At 63.3% G+C, this 15459-nt stretch carries 15 protein-coding genes; 5 read left to right on the forward strand and 10 right to left on the reverse strand.

What is annotated here, in order from left to right; translation table 11 throughout:
- Positions 1-216 precede the first annotated feature (216 nt).
- On the forward strand, positions 217-489 hold the full coding sequence (locus LB554_RS18690) for a hypothetical protein (RefSeq protein WP_140617587.1): 273 nt from the start codon (positions 217-219) through the stop codon (positions 487-489).
- Between the two features lie 211 nt (positions 490-700).
- Here the strand turns inward: LB554_RS18690 and guaA are convergent, their stop codons facing one another.
- The 5 genes from guaA to LB554_RS18715 all read right to left on the reverse strand — a co-directional run bounded on the left by guaA (position 701) and on the right by LB554_RS18715 (position 5464).
- Positions 701-2263, reverse strand: a complete 1563-nt coding sequence (gene guaA / locus LB554_RS18695; protein ID WP_224586142.1) for a glutamine-hydrolyzing GMP synthase — start codon at positions 2261-2263, stop codon at positions 701-703.
- 55 nt (positions 2264-2318) lie between these two features.
- Positions 2319-2987: a 5'-methylthioadenosine/S-adenosylhomocysteine nucleosidase gene (locus tag LB554_RS18700; protein WP_224586143.1), complete on the reverse strand. Its 669-nt coding sequence runs from the start codon at positions 2985-2987 to the stop codon at positions 2319-2321.
- A 105-nt stretch (positions 2988-3092) separates the two neighbouring features.
- A complete protein-coding gene (locus LB554_RS18705; RefSeq protein ID WP_015316525.1) occupies positions 3093-3551 on the reverse strand; it encodes a PaaI family thioesterase in 459 nt (152 codons plus the stop codon).
- A 98-nt stretch (positions 3552-3649) separates the two neighbouring features.
- Entirely contained in the window at positions 3650-4102 is a 453-nt protein-coding gene (locus LB554_RS18710) for a TspO/MBR family protein (RefSeq protein WP_224586145.1), read from the reverse strand.
- Positions 4103-4174: 72 nt separating this feature from the next.
- Positions 4175-5464, reverse strand: a complete 1290-nt coding sequence (locus LB554_RS18715; RefSeq protein ID WP_224586147.1) for an RsmB/NOP family class I SAM-dependent RNA methyltransferase — start codon at positions 5462-5464, stop codon at positions 4175-4177.
- A 316-nt stretch (positions 5465-5780) separates the two neighbouring features.
- Between LB554_RS18715 and LB554_RS18720 the strand changes: the two genes are divergently transcribed.
- A complete protein-coding gene (locus LB554_RS18720) occupies positions 5781-6458 on the forward strand; it encodes an MIP family channel protein (protein WP_015316522.1) in 678 nt (225 codons plus the stop codon).
- 76 nt (positions 6459-6534) lie between these two features.
- On the opposite strand, the gene katG is transcribed toward LB554_RS18720, so the two are convergent.
- On the reverse strand, positions 6535-8745 hold the full coding sequence (gene katG, locus LB554_RS18725) for a catalase/peroxidase HPI (RefSeq protein ID WP_224586149.1): 2211 nt from the start codon (positions 8743-8745) through the stop codon (positions 6535-6537).
- 198 nt (positions 8746-8943) lie between these two features.
- Here katG and LB554_RS18730 point away from each other — a divergent pair, with 198 nt between their 5' ends.
- Positions 8944-9852 carry a hydrogen peroxide-inducible genes activator gene (locus tag LB554_RS18730; protein ID WP_015316520.1) on the forward strand — a complete coding sequence of 303 codons (909 nt, stop codon included), beginning with the start codon at positions 8944-8946 and terminating at the stop codon, positions 9850-9852.
- Between the two features lie 19 nt (positions 9853-9871).
- On the opposite strand, the gene LB554_RS18735 is transcribed toward LB554_RS18730, so the two are convergent.
- The 4 genes from LB554_RS18735 to LB554_RS18750 form a co-directional block, all read right to left on the reverse strand.
- Positions 9872-10624, reverse strand: coding sequence for an amino acid ABC transporter ATP-binding protein (locus LB554_RS18735; RefSeq protein ID WP_224586271.1), 753 nt, complete (start codon positions 10622-10624; stop codon positions 9872-9874).
- A 50-nt stretch (positions 10625-10674) separates the two neighbouring features.
- Positions 10675-11616 (reverse strand): amino acid ABC transporter permease, encoded by a 942-nt coding sequence (locus LB554_RS18740; RefSeq protein ID WP_140715522.1) that lies wholly within the window; start codon positions 11614-11616, stop codon positions 10675-10677.
- 56 nt (positions 11617-11672) lie between these two features.
- Complete coding sequence (locus LB554_RS18745; RefSeq protein WP_224586151.1) at positions 11673-12530, reverse strand: ABC transporter substrate-binding protein; 858 nt, start codon at positions 12528-12530, stop codon at positions 11673-11675.
- A gap of 80 nt (positions 12531-12610) precedes the next feature.
- Complete coding sequence (locus LB554_RS18750; protein ID WP_224586161.1) at positions 12611-13624, reverse strand: isopenicillin N synthase family dioxygenase; 1014 nt, start codon at positions 13622-13624, stop codon at positions 12611-12613.
- A gap of 102 nt (positions 13625-13726) precedes the next feature.
- On the opposite strand from LB554_RS18750, the gene LB554_RS18755 reads away from it, so the two are divergent.
- Both LB554_RS18755 and LB554_RS18760 read left to right on the forward strand, forming a co-directional pair.
- Positions 13727-14671, forward strand: a complete 945-nt coding sequence (locus LB554_RS18755; protein WP_015316515.1) for a nucleoside hydrolase — start codon at positions 13727-13729, stop codon at positions 14669-14671.
- Positions 14672-14774: 103 nt separating this feature from the next.
- Positions 14775-15449: a TetR/AcrR family transcriptional regulator gene (locus LB554_RS18760; protein WP_015316514.1), complete on the forward strand. Its 675-nt coding sequence runs from the start codon at positions 14775-14777 to the stop codon at positions 15447-15449.
- Positions 15450-15459 lie beyond the last annotated feature (10 nt).

Consider the following 15459-nt stretch of genomic DNA (forward strand, 5'->3'; position numbering starts at 1 on the left):
ATAACTCTCAGTCATCTAATATGCATATCTGATAATATTTTTTTGAACATATTTTAAGGTGATATTGTAGAAGACAAAATTCTCCCACTTGAAGCATTCTAGGCCATAGCCTTGAAATTTCAGCACATGGTTTCCGCAACGGAAGGCAAGAAACCTGGAGAAGGGGCGGGGCACGAATGTCGCACCAAGCCATCATAGCCGCGGCGGGAAGGTCTGATGCACCAGAAGCGGCTTGTCGCACTTGCCGGATACGCGGTTCTGTATCTCGGTTGCGCGACTGCGGCACATGGACAAACGGCCGATAGTCTTTATGCGCAAGGCGTCAAGGCCCGGCAGGAACAGTATTTCGAAGAAGCCGCCGGGTTGCTGAAGCGTGTCCTTGCTCTTCAGCCTGCAAATACCGACGCGCTGGTTCAGCTGGGTTTCACCGAACTGGGTCTCAATGACCGCCGGCCGCGCGGAGCGCCTTTTCGCAAGCGCTGTCCATAGCGCCTGCTTACACCGACGCAACGTTTGGACAGGCCCAGGTCGAGTTCAGAGCTGGCAATCTGTCCAAACCCGCCTATCTGCACGCCTTTGTACGCCAAGGCTCTACACAGATCAGAGGACGCTTTGCATCCGCGCACAGCCACATTTCAGTGCCGTCAGACTGTTTTGGAAAGGCGACCCTACGTGCCGAAACTACGCGATTGCCGCTCCCTCATTCCCACTCGATTGTGCCAGGCGGCTTCGACGTGACGTCATACACCACGCGGTTGATGCCGCGGACTTCATTGATGATGCGCGTAGCGGCGGCGCCCAGGAAGGCCATGTCGTAGTGATAGAAATCAGCCGTCATGCCGTCGACGGAGGTCACGGCGCGTAGCGCACAGACGAATTCGTAGGTGCGGCCGTCGCCCATGACGCCGACAGTCTGCACCGGCAGCAGCACGGCGAAGGCCTGCCAGATCGCGTCATAGAGGCCGGCCTTGCGGATTTCGTCGAGATAGATTGCATCGGCCTCGCGCAGGATCTCCAGCTTTTCCCGCGTGATGCCGCCCGGGCAGCGGATGGCGAGGCCGGGGCCAGGGAACGGATGGCGTCCGATGAAGCTTTCGGGCAGGCCGAGTTCCTTGCCCAGCGCCCTCACCTCGTCCTTGAACAGTTCGCGCAACGGCTCGACCAGTTGCATGTTCATGCGCTCGGGCAGGCCGCCGACATTGTGGTGGGACTTGATGGTGACCGAGGGGCCGCCGGTGAAGGAGACGCTCTCGATCACGTCGGGATAGAGCGTGCCTTGCGCCAGGAAATCGGCGCCGCCGAGCTTCTTGGCCTGGTCCTCGAACACTTCGATGAACAACCGGCCAATGGTCTTGCGCTTCTTTTCCGGGTCGGACTCGCCTTCCAGCGCAGAGATGAATTTTTCCGAGGCGTCGACCAGGATCAAAGGCAGATTGTAGTGCTGGCGGAACATCGCCACCACACCAGCGGCCTCGTCCTTGCGCATCAGGCCATGGTCGACGAGGATGCAGGTCAGCTGGTCGCCGACCGCCTCGTGGATGAGCAGCGCCGCCACCGAGGAATCCACGCCGCCCGACAGCGCGCAGATGACCTTGCCCTTGCCGACCTGCTTGCGGATCGCCTCGACCGCGTGCTCGCGATAGGCGCGCATCGTCCAGTCGCCTTCGATGCCGGCGATGTTGTGGACGAAGTTCCTGAGCAGCCTCGCACCATCCGGCGTATGCACCACCTCGGGGTGGAACATGATGCCGTACATCCTGCGTTCGACATTGCCGAAGATGGCGAAGGGCGAGCTTTCCGATTTGCCGAACACCTCGAAGCCAGGCGGCAGGGCGATGACGCGATCGCCATGACTCATCCACACCTGATGGCGCTGGCCTGTGGCCCACAGGCCCTCGAATAGCGGGCTGTCCTTCTCGATCTCGACAAAGGCGCGGCCGAATTCGCGATGGTTGGAGCTTTCGGCGACGCCACCCATCTGCACGCACATGGCCATCTGGCCATAGCAGATGCCAAGCACAGGCACGCCGGCATCGAAGACGATCTGCGGCGCGCGCGGGCTGCCGATATCGGACGTCGAAGCCGGGCCGCCGGACAGGATGACCGCTTTTGGGTTGATGCGCTTGAATGCCGCCTCGGCCGACTGGAACGGCACGATCTCGGAAAACACGCCGGCCTCGCGGATGCGGCGGGCGATGAGCTGCGTAAACTGGCTGCCGAAATCGACAATCAGGACGGTGTCGGTGTGATTGGCTGTCGTCATGGCGAGCCTTTAGAGAAAGAAACGAGTCTGCGCAATGGGTTGCGTCGCCTGACTTTCAGAGCGGTATCGCCTCGTCACGAGGTGAATCCGGCCGGAGCAAGCCCGAACCAATCGCCTGTTCGAGCCGCATGACGGCGTCGGCCAGCTTTTCATCGATGACGTGCAGATATTCGGTCCAGTCGCCGACGTGCCTGAGATCAGCCGCGCCGTCGGAAATGCCGCGCAGCCCGATGAGCGGGATGTCGAAAAGCTGACAGGCGCGCAGGCAGGCGAAGGTCTCCATATCGACCATGTCGGCGGCGATCACTTCGTACGCCGCGCCGGTAATGACGGCGCCGCCGGTCGACAGTGTCGCCTCCTTGATTTCGGGAATACGCAACGGCAACGGTGCGATCACCGGCAGGTCGAGAAACGGCGTCGCGCCTTTTTCGAAGCCCAGCGGCGAGGCATCGATGTCGCGATAGCTGACGGAGACGGCCTGGTAGATTTCGGTCTGCTCCAGGGTCCGGCTACCAGCAGAGCCGAGCGATACCACCAGATCGGGCAATGCCTTGTCCGATTTCAACCAGGAGAGCTCAGCGCCCAGCCGCACGCCGGCCTCGACCGGGCCCACACCCGTCATCAGCGGCGTGAACAGCCGCTGCAGATGCGGGCCATATTCGGCCCGCGCCGCCATGACGAAGAGGACATCCTTGCCGCCAATGCGCACGACGTTGCCAGCCATGGCGATCCTCCTGCTTGCGCTACATTATGACCAACGGCATGGCCGCTGCCGGCGGCAGCTCCGTGCCACCGGCACGATTAAATTCGCCCGCGGCGAACCGGCCACTCACCCAGCGATACCATCGCGGCCTAGCACCGTCATCATCGTCCCGGTCATGGTGGCGATCAGCTTGGCCTCGCCATCGGCGGCGAAGGCATAGGCCTGGCCGTCGGCAACGATGATGGTACGGCCGGGTTTGGTCACCGAACCGCGGAACAGAAAACGCTCGCCCCGGCCCGGCGCCAGAAGGTTGACCTTGAATTCGATGGTCAGCACGCCGGAATTCTCCGGCATGAGCGAGAACGCCGCATAGCCGCAAGCCGAGTCCAGCGCCGTCGAAATGACGCCGGCATGCAGGAACCCATGCTGCTGGGTCAGCGCCGCCGAATAAGGCATCTCGATCTCGATGATGCCGGGGGTCACCAATGTCAGTTCGGCGCCGATCGTCGCCATCGCCTGCTGGCGGGCGAAGGACGCCCTGACGCGATCCTCATAGTCCGGAGCCGGTACGATCTTTGCTGCCATCGCCGTTGCCTTCACGTTTGCCGGGAAAGCTTATCGCAGAGGCATGAGCGGCAGGCAAATGCTTTTGCTGCACTGCAGCAAACCGCATCGAACGCCACCTAGTTCAGCCAAAGAAGCGAGGCGTTGAGCAAGGTGGCGAACGCCACCCACGCCGCGTAGGGCACGAAAAGCCAGGCGGCGAGCCGATCGCGGGTCCAGACGCTTGCGATAAACAGGGCGATGACGGCCAGAAGAAGCACGATGATGACCAGAGCAGGCCCCATCATTTTTGCGCCGAAGAAGATTGGCGACCACAGGAAATTCAGGACGAGCTGAGCGCCCCAGATCTTCATCGCGGTGCCGGCCGGGTCCCGCAACCATGTCCGCCAGCCGGCCACGGCGATCAGCACATAGAGCAGTGTCCAGGCAGGCGCGAAAATCCAGTTGGGCGGATTGAAGGAAGGCTTGGCCAGCGATGCATACCAGGCACCTGGCAAGGTGGCGAAACCGATCAGCAGGCCTCCGCCCAGCACCAGGACAAGGAACAGCAGAAGCGACAGATATCTTTGCAAGCACTCACCCCGTGGCGGCGCAACGCCGCGCATCTGCAATTGGGGCGCTGCGGGAAGCTGTCAACGACAGCGTCAGTACGCCCGGCGCATGGCGCAAAAATAAAATCCGTCTGTGCCGCTCAGCGCCGGCGAGAGCGAAATGCCACCCAGGGCACCGATCCGCATCGCGGCGGGATGGCCGGGAAAACGGCTGTCCCAGAGCTGGCGATGATCGACCGGGGCAAAGCCGCCGTGCCGCTCGCGAAACGCGGCGATTTGTTCACCGTTCTCCTCGTCGAACACGGAGCAGGTTACGTAGACCAGCAGGCCACCGGGTTTGACGTAGGTTCTGGCGGCATCGAGGATCGTCGCCTGCTCGCCCTTGCGGGCATCAAGCTGTCTCTGCGTCAGCCGCCATTTGGCGTCGGGACGCCGCCGCCAGGTGCCGCTGCCGGTGCAGGGCGCGTCGACCAGCACGATGTCCATGTGGCCGGTCAATGGGGCAAGCTCGGCCGGCTTGGTGGTGACCTGCACATTGCGGTTTTCCGAGCGGCGAATGCGGTCGAAGATTGGCGCCAGCCGCGCCTTTTCGGCATCGTGAGCGAAGATTTGACCGTGGTTGTCCATCGCCGCCGACAACGCCAGCGTCTTGCCGCCTGCGCCGGCGCAGAAATCGAGCACCTGCATGCCAGCCGTCGCGCCGGCAAGCGCCGCCGCAATTTGCGACCCCTCGTCCTGGACCTCGAACCAGCCTTTCTGAAAGGCCGGCTCGGCTTGCACGTTCGGATGCCGGCCGTCACCGTCGATCGGCGGGATGCGGATGCCGTAGGGTGCGATCCGTGCGGCACTGGCACCGGTCTGCGCGAGTTCGGCCAACACCTTGGCGCGATTGGCCTGCAGCGTGTTGACCCGGATGTCGAGCGGCGGACGTGTGGCGAGCGCCGCGCCCTCCTCGACCCATGTCTCGCCGAAGGCCCGCTCGAAAAGCGGTTCGCACCAATCGGGAATGTCGGCGCGAACAGCGGGCGGCGCGTCGGCAAGCCGGCGTTCCGCCATTGCCTGGAGTTCCGTGGCGCTCAGCAGCGGCGGCGCGAATTTGTCACCTTCGAGCGCTGCGTTGAGCGACTGCGCCGTCTGGCTCCATTCGAGCAGCAGCGCCCCGAAGCCGATGGCACGCGGCGTGTCTTCGCCCAGCAACCAGCCGGCGGAGCGCTTGCGGCGCAGCGCGTCGTAGACGATGTTGCCGATCGCGGCGCGATCCCCACCGCCGGCGAAGCGATGGGACAGGCCCCAATCCTTCAGCGCGTCGGCCACCGGCCGGTGACGCCGACCAATGTCCTCCAGCACTTCAATGGCCGCAGCCAGCCGTCCGCCCAGTCGCATTCGTCATTCCATCAATCGAGCACATTATCCGGTCTGCTCTTAGAGCCTTTCACGTCCGGATTGAACCCCGCCCGGCCTCGCCGCGAGCGCAAGCTGGCGATGGTCGGCTAAACCTGTCCGACCGGTAAATCTTCGCGGCGGTTAGAAGCAGGCGGACTAGTAGATACAAGATCTCTAATGTTCTTAACTGGCGGCCGGAAGGACGGCGTGTGGCGCTACAGCTCTGCTTTCCAAGTTTTTCGGTTGGGAATACTCTTGCCGTCATGATTCGCGGCGCGGAAAACGTGGACCGGCGGATCGTCACGAGGAGAGGGCAATGAAGATTTATCTGGCGGAAGTTCTAGGCACATTTCTGTTGGTGTTCATCGGTACGGCGTCCGTGGTGACGGGGGGCTTCGGCGGCGCGCTGCCACTTGGCCAGGAAGGCATCGGTCTGGCATTCGGCATCGGCCTCATCGCGGCGGCCTATGCGATCGGCCCGATTTCGGGCGCGCATCTCAATCCGGCGGTGACGCTCGGCGTGTTCCTGGCTGGCCGGCTGCCGGCCAAGGACGTCATCCCCTATTGGATCGCGCAGATCATCGGTGCCATCATCGCCTCGCTGGCGTTGTGGATCATCGTTTCCGGCCAGACCGGCGGCCATACCGGCGGCTTCGGCGCCAATGGCTGGGACGAGACGAAATGGGGCATGAGCTCGGCGTTCCTGTGGGAGCTGATCGGCACCTTCACCTTCGTCACGGTGATCCTTGGCGTTACCGCTGAAAAACACTCGACGGCGTTTGCCGGCCTGGTCATCGGCCTGACGCTAGCGGGCATTCACTTCGCCATGATCCCGGTCACCGGTACCTCGGTCAATCCGGCGCGCTCGATCGGCCCGGCGCTGTTTACCGGCGGTGCCGCACTCAGCCAGCTCTGGTTGTTCATCGTCGCACCGCTGATCGGCGGCGCCATTGCCGGCGTCGTCGCCAAGGCGCGTGTCTTCGAGAAGGATTGATTCCAGAGCCTGAATGCAAGAGGCGGGGGGGGGGGGCCGGGGCCCCGCGCCTCTTTCGTAGGTCCTCAAGCTCGGGTCAGGCCGCGATGTCAAAGCGGTCAGCGTTCATCACCTTGGTCCATGCCGCAACGAAATCCCGGGCGAATTTCTGCCCGGCGTCCGCCGATCCGTAGACCTCGGCCAATGCCCGCAGCTGCGCATGCGAACCGAAGATCAGGTCGGCACGGGTGCCGGTCCACCTGACTGCCTTGGTTTTGCGGTCGCGCGCTTCGTACACTTCTTCCGAACCCGGAACAGAACCGGCAGCCGGATCCCAGACCGTGCTCATGCTGAGCAGGTTGACGAAAAAGTCGTTGGTCAGCCTACCCGGCCTGTCGGTGAACACGCCGTGCTTTGAGTGCCCGGTGTTGGCGCCGAGCACCCGCAAGCCCCCAACAAGCACCGTCAGTTCCGGCGCCGTCAGGCCCAGCAACTGCGCGCGGTCGACCAGCATGGCTTCAACCGACATGGGCTGCTTGCCCCTGACATAGTTGCGGAAGCCGTCGACTTTCGGCTCGAGCGCGGCAAAGGAGTGGACGTCCGTCTGCTCCTGCGATGCATCCATGCGGCCGGGCGTGAACGGCACCTTCACGTCGTTGCCGCCATCCTTGGCGGCCTTCTCGACCGCGGCGACACCGCCGAGCACGATCAGGTCGGCCAGCGAGACCTTCTTGTCGCCGGTCTGCGCGGTGTTGAACTCCGTCTGGATGCCTTCGAGCCTGGCAAGCACCTTCGACAGTTCGGCCGGCTGATTGACTTCCCAGTCCTTCTGCGGCGCCAGCCGGATGCGTGCGCCATTGGCGCCGCCGCGCTTGTCGGAGTTGCGGAAGGTCGAAGCCGAGGCCCAGGCCGTCGAGACCAGTTCGGAAACCGACAGGCCGGAGGCCAGGATCTTGGCCTTCAGCGATGCGATGTCCTGCTCGTTGACCAGTTCATGGTCGAGCGCCGGGATCGGGTCCTGCCAGATCAGCTCTTCCTTGGGCACCAACGGGCCGAGATAGCGCACCGCCGGACCCATGTCGCGATGGGTCAGCTTGAACCAGGCGCGGGCGAAGGCATCGGCGAACTGATCCGGATGTTCATGGAAACGCCGCGAGACCTTCTCATAGGCCGGGTCGGCCCGCAGCGCGAGGTCGGTGGTCAGCATGGCCGGCGCGTGATGCTTCGATGGGTTGTGCGCATCCGGCACCGTGCCGGCACCGGCGCCACCCTTCGGCGTCCACTGATGGGCGCCCGCCGGGCTCTTCGTCAGCTCCCATTCGAAATTGAACAGATTGTCGAAGAAGTTGTTGCTCCACTTGGTCGGCGTCGTGGTCCAGGTGACTTCGAGACCCGAGGTGATGGCGTCGCCGGCAATGCCTGACGCATGTTTGCTCGACCAGCCGAGGCCCTGCGCCTCGATGCCGGCACCTTCCGGCTCCGCGCCCACCAGCGAGGCATCGCCGGCGCCGTGGGTCTTGCCGAAAGTGTGGCCGCCGGCAATCAGCGCCACGGTTTCTTCGTCGTTCATCGCCATGCGCGCGAAGGTTTCCCGGATATCACGGGCCGAGGCCAGCGGATCGGGCTTGCCGTTCGGCCCTTCCGGATTGACGTAGATCAGGCCCATCTGCACGGCGCCGAGATGGCCGCGAAGCTCACGATCGCCCGAGTAGCGCTCGTCGCCCAGCCACTTGGTTTCCGAACCCCAGTCCACGTCCTGCTCGGGCTCCCAGACGTCGGCGCGGCCGCCGGCAAAGCCGAAGGTCTTGAAGCCCATCGATTCCAGCGCGACGTTGCCGGTGAGGATCAACAGGTCGGCCCAGGAAATCTTGCGGCCATATTTCTGCTTGACCGGCCAGAGCAGGCGGCGCGCCTTGTCGAGATTGGCGTTGTCAGGCCAGCTGTTGAGCGGCGCGAAACGCTGCTGGCCGGCTCCGGCACCGCCGCGGCCATCACCGATGCGGTAGGTGCCGGCGCTGTGCCAGGCCATGCGGATGAACAGCGGCCCGTAATGGCCGAAGTCGGCGGGCCACCAATCCTGCGAATCCGTCATCACTTGGTGCAGGTCCTTGATGACCGCATCGAGATCGAGGCTGGCGAATTCCTTGGCATAGTCGAAGTCCTCGCCCATCGGGTCCGACAGGTTCGACTGCTGATGGAGAACCCCAAGGTCAAGCTGGTTCGGCCACCAGTCACGGTTGGTCCGGCCGGCGGATCCATGCGCGACAGGGCATTTGCCCGCGCTGCTGTCGTCGGTTTTCGCGTCCATCTCTCACTCCAATTTGCCGAGGTTTGATTTGCCGAGGTTGATTTTTGCCGAGATTTTGGGGGCGGCCAGCGGCCCGCGCCAATCTGGAACCATTCCAGCCTAGGCCAGACCGTCGATAAAAACAAATTGTCTTTCCTGTTTATTTCGATAGGATTTTCTTATGATGGCCTTGACCGCATGATCGGACTGCTTGACCGCATGATCGGACTGACAGTTCGCCAGATGCATTATTTCGACGCGCTGGCGCAGACGCTGCATTTCGGGCGTGCGGCGAAACTTGCCGGTGTCAGCCAGCCGGCGCTGTCCTCGCAGATCGCCGAAATGGAGCAACGGCTGAACTGCCGGCTGTTCGAACGCGGCGGCAAGTCGGTGCGCATGACGGACGAGGCGATCGCCCTGTTGCCGCGTATCGAGCGCATCCTGGCTGACATACGTGACGTGGAAACGACGGCCCGGCGCGGCCGCACGGCTATGGAGGGACGCTTCCGGCTGGGCATCATCCCGACTGTCGCGCCCTATCTTCTGCCACGCGCCTTGCCCGAACTGAAGAAGCATTTCCCGGCCTTGCTGCTCGAATTGCGCGAGGCGGTCACCACCTCCCTGGTCGAAGACACCGCATCGCGAAAACTCGACGCCTTCATCGCGGCACTTCCGCTCGACCATCCAGGACTGATCACCGAGGCGCTCTTTCCCGACCGGTTCTTCCTGGCCGTGCCGTCGGACGATCCGGCCTTTGCCTCGCCGCCGGTTCCACCCGAGAGCCCGGCGCTGGAAAGACTGATGCTGCTGGAAGAAGGCCATTGCCTGCGCGAACAGGCGCTGGCCGTCTGCGGCAATGTGCGGCCGGTGGCGATGGCAAGCTATGGCGCGACCAGCCTGACCACGCTCCTGCAGATGGTGGCGCACGGGCTCGGCGTCACGCTCATCCCCGAAATGGCGACCGGCCCCGCCGGCACCATCCCCGACCTCAAGATCGTGCCGTTCCAGGAACCGATGCCGCAGCGCATGATCTGCCTGGCCTGGCGACGCAACAATGCGCGGCACGGGGAATGCGTCGAGCTAGCCAAGATTATACGGGGGCTAGGCCCGGCGCTGTTGGCGGCCTGAGAGGTGGCCCTAACGCTCGTTACAGCACCCGCGACAGGAACTCGCGGGTGCGCGGCGACACCGGGTTGGCGATCATCTCGCGCGGCGCGCCGCGTTCGACGATCACGCCGCCGTCCATGAACACGAGCTGGTCGCCGATCTCGCGGGCAAAGCCGACCTCGTGGGTGACGACGACCATCGTCATGCCGCTCTCGGCAAGGTCGCGCATAACCTGCAGGACTTCGCCGACCAGTTCCGGATCGAGCGCCGAGGTCGGCTCGTCGAAGAGCAGCACCTTGGGCTTCATCGCCAGGGCGCGCGCGATCGCGACACGCTGCTGCTGGCCCCCGGACAGTTCGCGGGGATAGCGGTCGACCTTGTCGGCCAGGCCGACACGCCGCAGCAGCACCTCCGCCTCGGTCTTTGCCTGGTCGACTGGAATGCGCCGCACCTGCGTCGGCGCCTCGATCAGGTTCTCCATCACCGTCATGTGCGAGAACAGGTTGAACGACTGGAACAGCATGCCGATCTCGGCGCGGCGCCGGCACAGAAGATCGTCCTTCACCTCATAGAGCTTTTCGCCCTGGAGGTCGTAGCCGACGAACTGGCTGTCGACGAGCAGGATGCCGCCGCTGAGTTTTTCCAAATGGTTGATGCAACGCAGGAACGTGCTCTTGCCCGATCCCGACGGGCCGATGATGCAGGCGACCGATCCCTCCGGTACATCGAGGTCGACACCTTTGAGAACTTCAAGCTGGCCATAGGTTTTGCGCACGGCGCGCGCGAACACCATGGAGTTGGCGGGCACGCCGAAGCGGGCACGATTTTCGGACTTCACATCACTCATCGGGCAACGCCGCGCAGGCTGATCAAGTTGCGCAAGGTGCGCATCGTCAGGGGGTCGCGTCTGACATCGCTGCGGCCGAAATGGCGCTCCAGGAAATGCTGCCCCACCGACATGATGCTGACCACCGCGAGATACCAGAAGGCGACCACGATCAGCAGCGGAATGGTCTCGAAGGTGCGCGCATAGATGCTCTGCGCGGTGTAGAATAGATCATCAACGGCGATGAACGTCACCAGCGACGTCATCTTCAGGAGGTTGATGGCCTCATTGCCGGTCGGCGGCAGGACGAAGCGCATGGCCTGCGGCAAGGTGATGCGCTTCAGGATCATGCGGTAGGGCATGCCGAGCGCGCTCGCCGCCTCCGACTGGCCAGACGGCACCGACTTGATGCCGGCCCGGATGATCTCGGCCATGTAGCCGGCCTCGCACAGCGAAAGCGCCACCACGGCGGAGAAGAACGGCGTCATGAAATCATTGGTGCGCACGGAAAACAGCGTGCCTATGAACGGCAAAGTCAGCGAGATTTCGCGCACCAGCAGCGACAGGTTGAACCAGAAGATCAGCTGGATCAGGGCTGGGACACCCCGGAAGAACCAGACATAGACGCCGGAAAAGGCGCGCAGCACCGGGCTCGGCGACACCCGCATGATGGCGATGACGGTGCCGACGATGATCGCCAGCACCATGATGATGACGGTGAGCATCAGCGTGTTGCCAAGGCCTCGCATGATCGAGGGATGGAACAGGTATCCGGCTGCCGTGCCCCAGGCAAAGGCCGGGTTGCTGGCGAAAGCACGAATGATGAGGAAGGCCAGCAGCAGGGCGAACGCCGTACCGACCCAGATGCCATAGCGGCGCTGCGGCACGACGGTCAGTCGTGACACGGCGGCGGAAACGCTTGGCTCGACGCCGATGTCGGTCGGGAGGGCAACGCCCATCGGATGTCTCCAGCTTGCGGGCCGGCGCCTGATGTTCATCAGGCGCCGGATGGTCTCTATTCGACGCGAAGCGCGTCCATGGTGCCGACGAAGTAGGGTTCCTTGATCGCATAGGCGCCCATGCCGTACTTCTCCAGGATAGCCTTGTACGTGCCGTTCTTGAACAGTTCGGCAAGTGCCGCCACCATCATGTCGGCGGTCTGCTTGTCGTCCTTGGCGATCGCCATGCCAAGCGGCGCGACCTCGTAAAGCGTCGGCAGGACCACCAACTGGCCCTTGCTCGTGACCTCGAAATAGCTCGATGCGGTGGCATCGTCCATACGCGCGTCGACGCGGTCCGAAAGCACGGCCTGGACGATATCGGTGGAGGAGTTGAACACCGATTTCTCGATGGCTTTCTGGCCCTTGTCGGTGCAATCCTTACCGAGCTTGTCGACCAGGAAATCTGAGGCGCTGCCAGCCGAGACGCCGATGCGCTTGCCACAGAGCGGCATGTCGCCACTGAAGCTCGCCTTCTTGTCAGGCGATGTCGAGACGGCGAGGCCGGCCTTCAGGAACATGACGAAATCGACCTGTTTCAGCCGCTCCGGCGTCGCCGAGAAGGTCTCCCAGGCGATCTTGAAGCGGCCCGCCGCAAGACCCGGGATCATCGACGGGAACGGCGTGCGCTGGATATCGAGCTTGGCGTCGACGAGCTTGGCCACCTCGCCGGCGAGTTCGACGATGATGCCGGTCTGCTTGCCGTCGGCGTCGAGATATTCGAACGGCGCGAAGTCCAGAGTGTTGGCGACGGCGAGCGTTCCGCTCTCTTTCACCTCAGCCGATTTCGGCACGTCGGCGGCTTTGGAAACCCCGCCCCCGACGGTGGTGGAGAGCGCCAGTGCAAGGCTGGTCATTCGCAGATATCTGTTCATTGCTGTTCCCCTTTTCTTGTCCTTGTTTGCAGTCTTTCCGGCAGAGCCCGGGCCAGTGGCCGGCAGGGGCTCGGTGTCCCTTAGGAAGCGGCTGCTTCGGCCGCCTTCTTCTTTCGATAATGATAATTCTTGTCGATGCGCTCCATCAGGTAATCGCCATAGAGCACTGGCTCGTATTTCGGCTGTGTGCCGGCCGGCACACAGACCGAAAGTGCGGCGATCGTCTCGTCCATTGAGGGATCGAAGAAGAAGGGCTGCGAATAGCGCTCGCGTCCGGAGCGGTTGATGACGCGGTGCGGCGTCGAGACGAACTGGTCATTCGACCAACGCGCCAGGATGTCGCCGACATTCATGACGAAGGAATCCGGAACCGGCGGCGCGGGAACCCAGTCGCCCGCCTTGTTCTTGACCTCGAGGCCGCCGACATTGTCCTGGGCTAGCAGCGTGATGAAGCCGTAGTCGGTGTGCGGCGCCGAACCGAAAAGCCCCTCTTCTTGGGGCTGCGTCGGATAGTGCAGCAGCCGCAGGAAAGTCGTCGGCTGCTCGAAATAGCGGTCGAGACTGTCGGAGGGCAGCCCGAGCGAAAGCGCGATAGCGCGCACCATCTTGCGGGCGAGCGTGCTCATCTCCTGGACATAGCGCTCGATGGTCTCCCTGAAGCCGGCAAGGGCGGCCTCGTCAGGCCACTGGTTGGGGCCTTGCAGCGGCTTGCCGGCCAAGGCCCGGGGGTCGTCGGCGCCGACCTCGTGCATGAAGAAGATCGATTCGCTCTGGTTCGGCTTGCTGACGGCCGCCACGGACGAGGTCACGATGGTCGAGCCGGCAAAGGGCAAGTAGCCGCGGAAATTCTTGTCGATCTTCAGCTTCGCCTTCTCCTCCTCGGGCAAGGCGAAGAAACGCTTGGAGGCCTCGCGGACCGCTTCGACATCGGTGCGCGGAATGGGGTGGCCGGTGACATAGAGGAAGCCGATCGTCTCGAGATAGCGGCGCAGTGTCGCTGCCGTTTCCCTGATCGCGCCTTCGTCGTCGCCATAGAGCGGCGAAACGTCGAGGATCGGAATTTCGGAAAAATCGCCGCGCTCTTGTGCATCCATTTCGAACACCCTGTCTTGAACATAAGATACAGTACTGTATTTCTACACATCCGAACGGCCTCATCAATAGGCTTTCGATCGCAAAAGGAAGGACGCGGCATCATGGCACCACGCAAGATCATCATCGATACCGATCCGGGCCAGGACGACGCCTTCGCCATCCTCTTCGCACTGGGGTCGCCTGATGAACTCGACGTGGTCGGCATCACCACGGTCGGCGGCAACGTGCCGCTTGCCCTGACCTCGAAGAATGCGCTGAAAGTCGTCGAACTCGCCGGGCGGCCCGATGTGCCCGTTTATGCCGGCTGCCCGGCGCCGATGGTGCGCAAGCTGATCACCGCCGAATATGTCCATGGGGAAACCGGCCTCGACGGCGCCGACCTTGCCGAACCGGTGACGCCGCTGCGGGGCGAACACGCGGTGAACTACATGGTGCGCACCATCATGGACGCGCCGGAAGGCGAATTGACCGTTTGCACGCTCGGGCCAATGACGAATCTGGCCATGGCCATGACCATGGAGCCGAGGATCGTGCCCCGTCTGCGCGAAGTGGTGCTGATGGGCGGCGGCTTCTTCCAGGGTGGCAACGCGACGCCGGCCGCTGAGTTCAACATCTTCGTCGACCCGCATGCCGCGCACAAGGTGTTCGACAGCGGCGCGCCGGTGACCATGGCGGGCATCGATTGCACCTACACGGCGCTGATGACGCCTGAGTGGCTCGACCGCCTGCGCGCAAGCGGCAGCCGCGCGGCGATCGAGGCCGCGAACCTGGCCGACTTCTACCGCCAGTATGGCACCCACAAATTCGAGACGCCGGCACGCCCCATCCACGATGCCTGCGTCACCGGTTATCTCCTGGCACCGCAAATCTATGAACAGCGCCAGTGCGCGGTGACGGTCGACATTGTCTCGCCTGAGACAATCGGCATGACCGTCGTCGACTGGTGGCACGTCACCGGCCGGCGCAAGAACTGCAACGTCCTGCGGCGCATCGATCCCGCGCCGTTCTTCGAACTCATGCTGGAGCGGATCAGCGCATTGCCCTGAGTTGCGCCTTCCGCGATAGATGGACACTTGATGAGTCGCGAAGCGCATCGGAGCCGGCGAACGGTTTTGTGGGCGTTGCGTGTGCGATGAAGGTCTTGATCGGATGAAATCGGACAGCGCCCCGGCCAAAGGCAAGAGACCAGCCAAAGCCGCGGGACCTGGGAAGACGGCGCGGCAGACGCTGAGTCGCGAGGCCTGGATCGCAGCGGCGCGCAAGGTGCTGGAGAAGCACGGCATTGGCGAGGTCAAGATCGACCGCCTCGCCAAGCAATTCAAGGTGACGCGCGGCAGCTTCTATTTCCATTTCACCAGCCTGGCCGATCTTCGCGACGGCCTGCTGCAAGAATGGCGAGATATCAATTGCGAGCCCTTCTGGGCTATGCGCGAGATGCAGAATATAGACGGCCTGCAGTTCTTCACCGACATCGTGCATGTTTGGGTCGACGAGGCGCCGTTTAGTCCCCTGCTCGACCTCGCCGTGCGCGACTGGTCACGAACGTCGAAAAAGCTGGCGCAGGAGGTCAAGGATATCGATGACCTGCGCATCGAACTCCTGACCCGCTCCTTCCGCGCCATGGGTTATCCCGAGGACGAAAGCCTGGTCAGGGCCCGCATCACCTATTTCCACCAGATCGGGCAATATGCGCTGTCCTTCAAGGAGGACCCGGCGGTGCGCCGCAGCTACCAGCCACTGTTCGGCGAGGTGCTGCTGGGGCCGCTGGTGCAGGAGCCGGGTTCGGCGCCACGGCCGGCGGAAATACGGCGCGGGCGGCGTTAGCGGACGAGGC

Source organism: Mesorhizobium sp. CO1-1-11, assembly GCF_020164995.1.
In the GTDB taxonomy this organism is placed as follows: domain Bacteria; phylum Pseudomonadota; class Alphaproteobacteria; order Rhizobiales; family Rhizobiaceae; genus Mesorhizobium; species Mesorhizobium australicum.

What these genes read in the sequence shown, in the direction of transcription:
- LB554_RS18690 (WP_140617587.1), top strand. Translation starts at nt 217, where the DNA reads ATGCACCAGAAGCGGCTTGTCGCACTTGCCGGATACGCGGTTCTGTAT.
- guaA (WP_224586142.1), bottom strand. Translation starts at nt 2,263, where the DNA reads ATGACGACAGCCAATCACACCGACACCGTCCTGATTGTCGATTTCGGC.
- LB554_RS18700 (WP_224586143.1), bottom strand. Translation starts at nt 2,987, where the DNA reads ATGGCTGGCAACGTCGTGCGCATTGGCGGCAAGGATGTCCTCTTCGTC.
- LB554_RS18705 (WP_015316525.1), bottom strand. Translation starts at nt 3,551, where the DNA reads ATGGCAGCAAAGATCGTACCGGCTCCGGACTATGAGGATCGCGTCAGG.
- LB554_RS18715 (WP_224586147.1), bottom strand. Translation starts at nt 5,464, where the DNA reads ATGCGACTGGGCGGACGGCTGGCTGCGGCCATTGAAGTGCTGGAGGAC.
- LB554_RS18720 (WP_015316522.1), top strand. Translation starts at nt 5,781, where the DNA reads ATGAAGATTTATCTGGCGGAAGTTCTAGGCACATTTCTGTTGGTGTTC.
- katG (WP_224586149.1), bottom strand. Translation starts at nt 8,745, where the DNA reads ATGGACGCGAAAACCGACGACAGCAGCGCGGGCAAATGCCCTGTCGCG.
- LB554_RS18730 (WP_015316520.1), top strand. Translation starts at nt 8,944, where the DNA reads ATGATCGGACTGACAGTTCGCCAGATGCATTATTTCGACGCGCTGGCG.
- LB554_RS18735 (WP_224586271.1), bottom strand. Translation starts at nt 10,624, where the DNA reads ATGGTGTTCGCGCGCGCCGTGCGCAAAACCTATGGCCAGCTTGAAGTT.
- LB554_RS18740 (WP_140715522.1), bottom strand. Translation starts at nt 11,616, where the DNA reads ATGGGCGTTGCCCTCCCGACCGACATCGGCGTCGAGCCAAGCGTTTCC.
- LB554_RS18745 (WP_224586151.1), bottom strand. Translation starts at nt 12,530, where the DNA reads ATGAACAGATATCTGCGAATGACCAGCCTTGCACTGGCGCTCTCCACC.
- LB554_RS18750 (WP_224586161.1), bottom strand. Translation starts at nt 13,624, where the DNA reads ATGGATGCACAAGAGCGCGGCGATTTTTCCGAAATTCCGATCCTCGAC.
- LB554_RS18755 (WP_015316515.1), top strand. Translation starts at nt 13,727, where the DNA reads ATGGCACCACGCAAGATCATCATCGATACCGATCCGGGCCAGGACGAC.
- LB554_RS18760 (WP_015316514.1), top strand. Translation starts at nt 14,775, where the DNA reads ATGAAATCGGACAGCGCCCCGGCCAAAGGCAAGAGACCAGCCAAAGCC.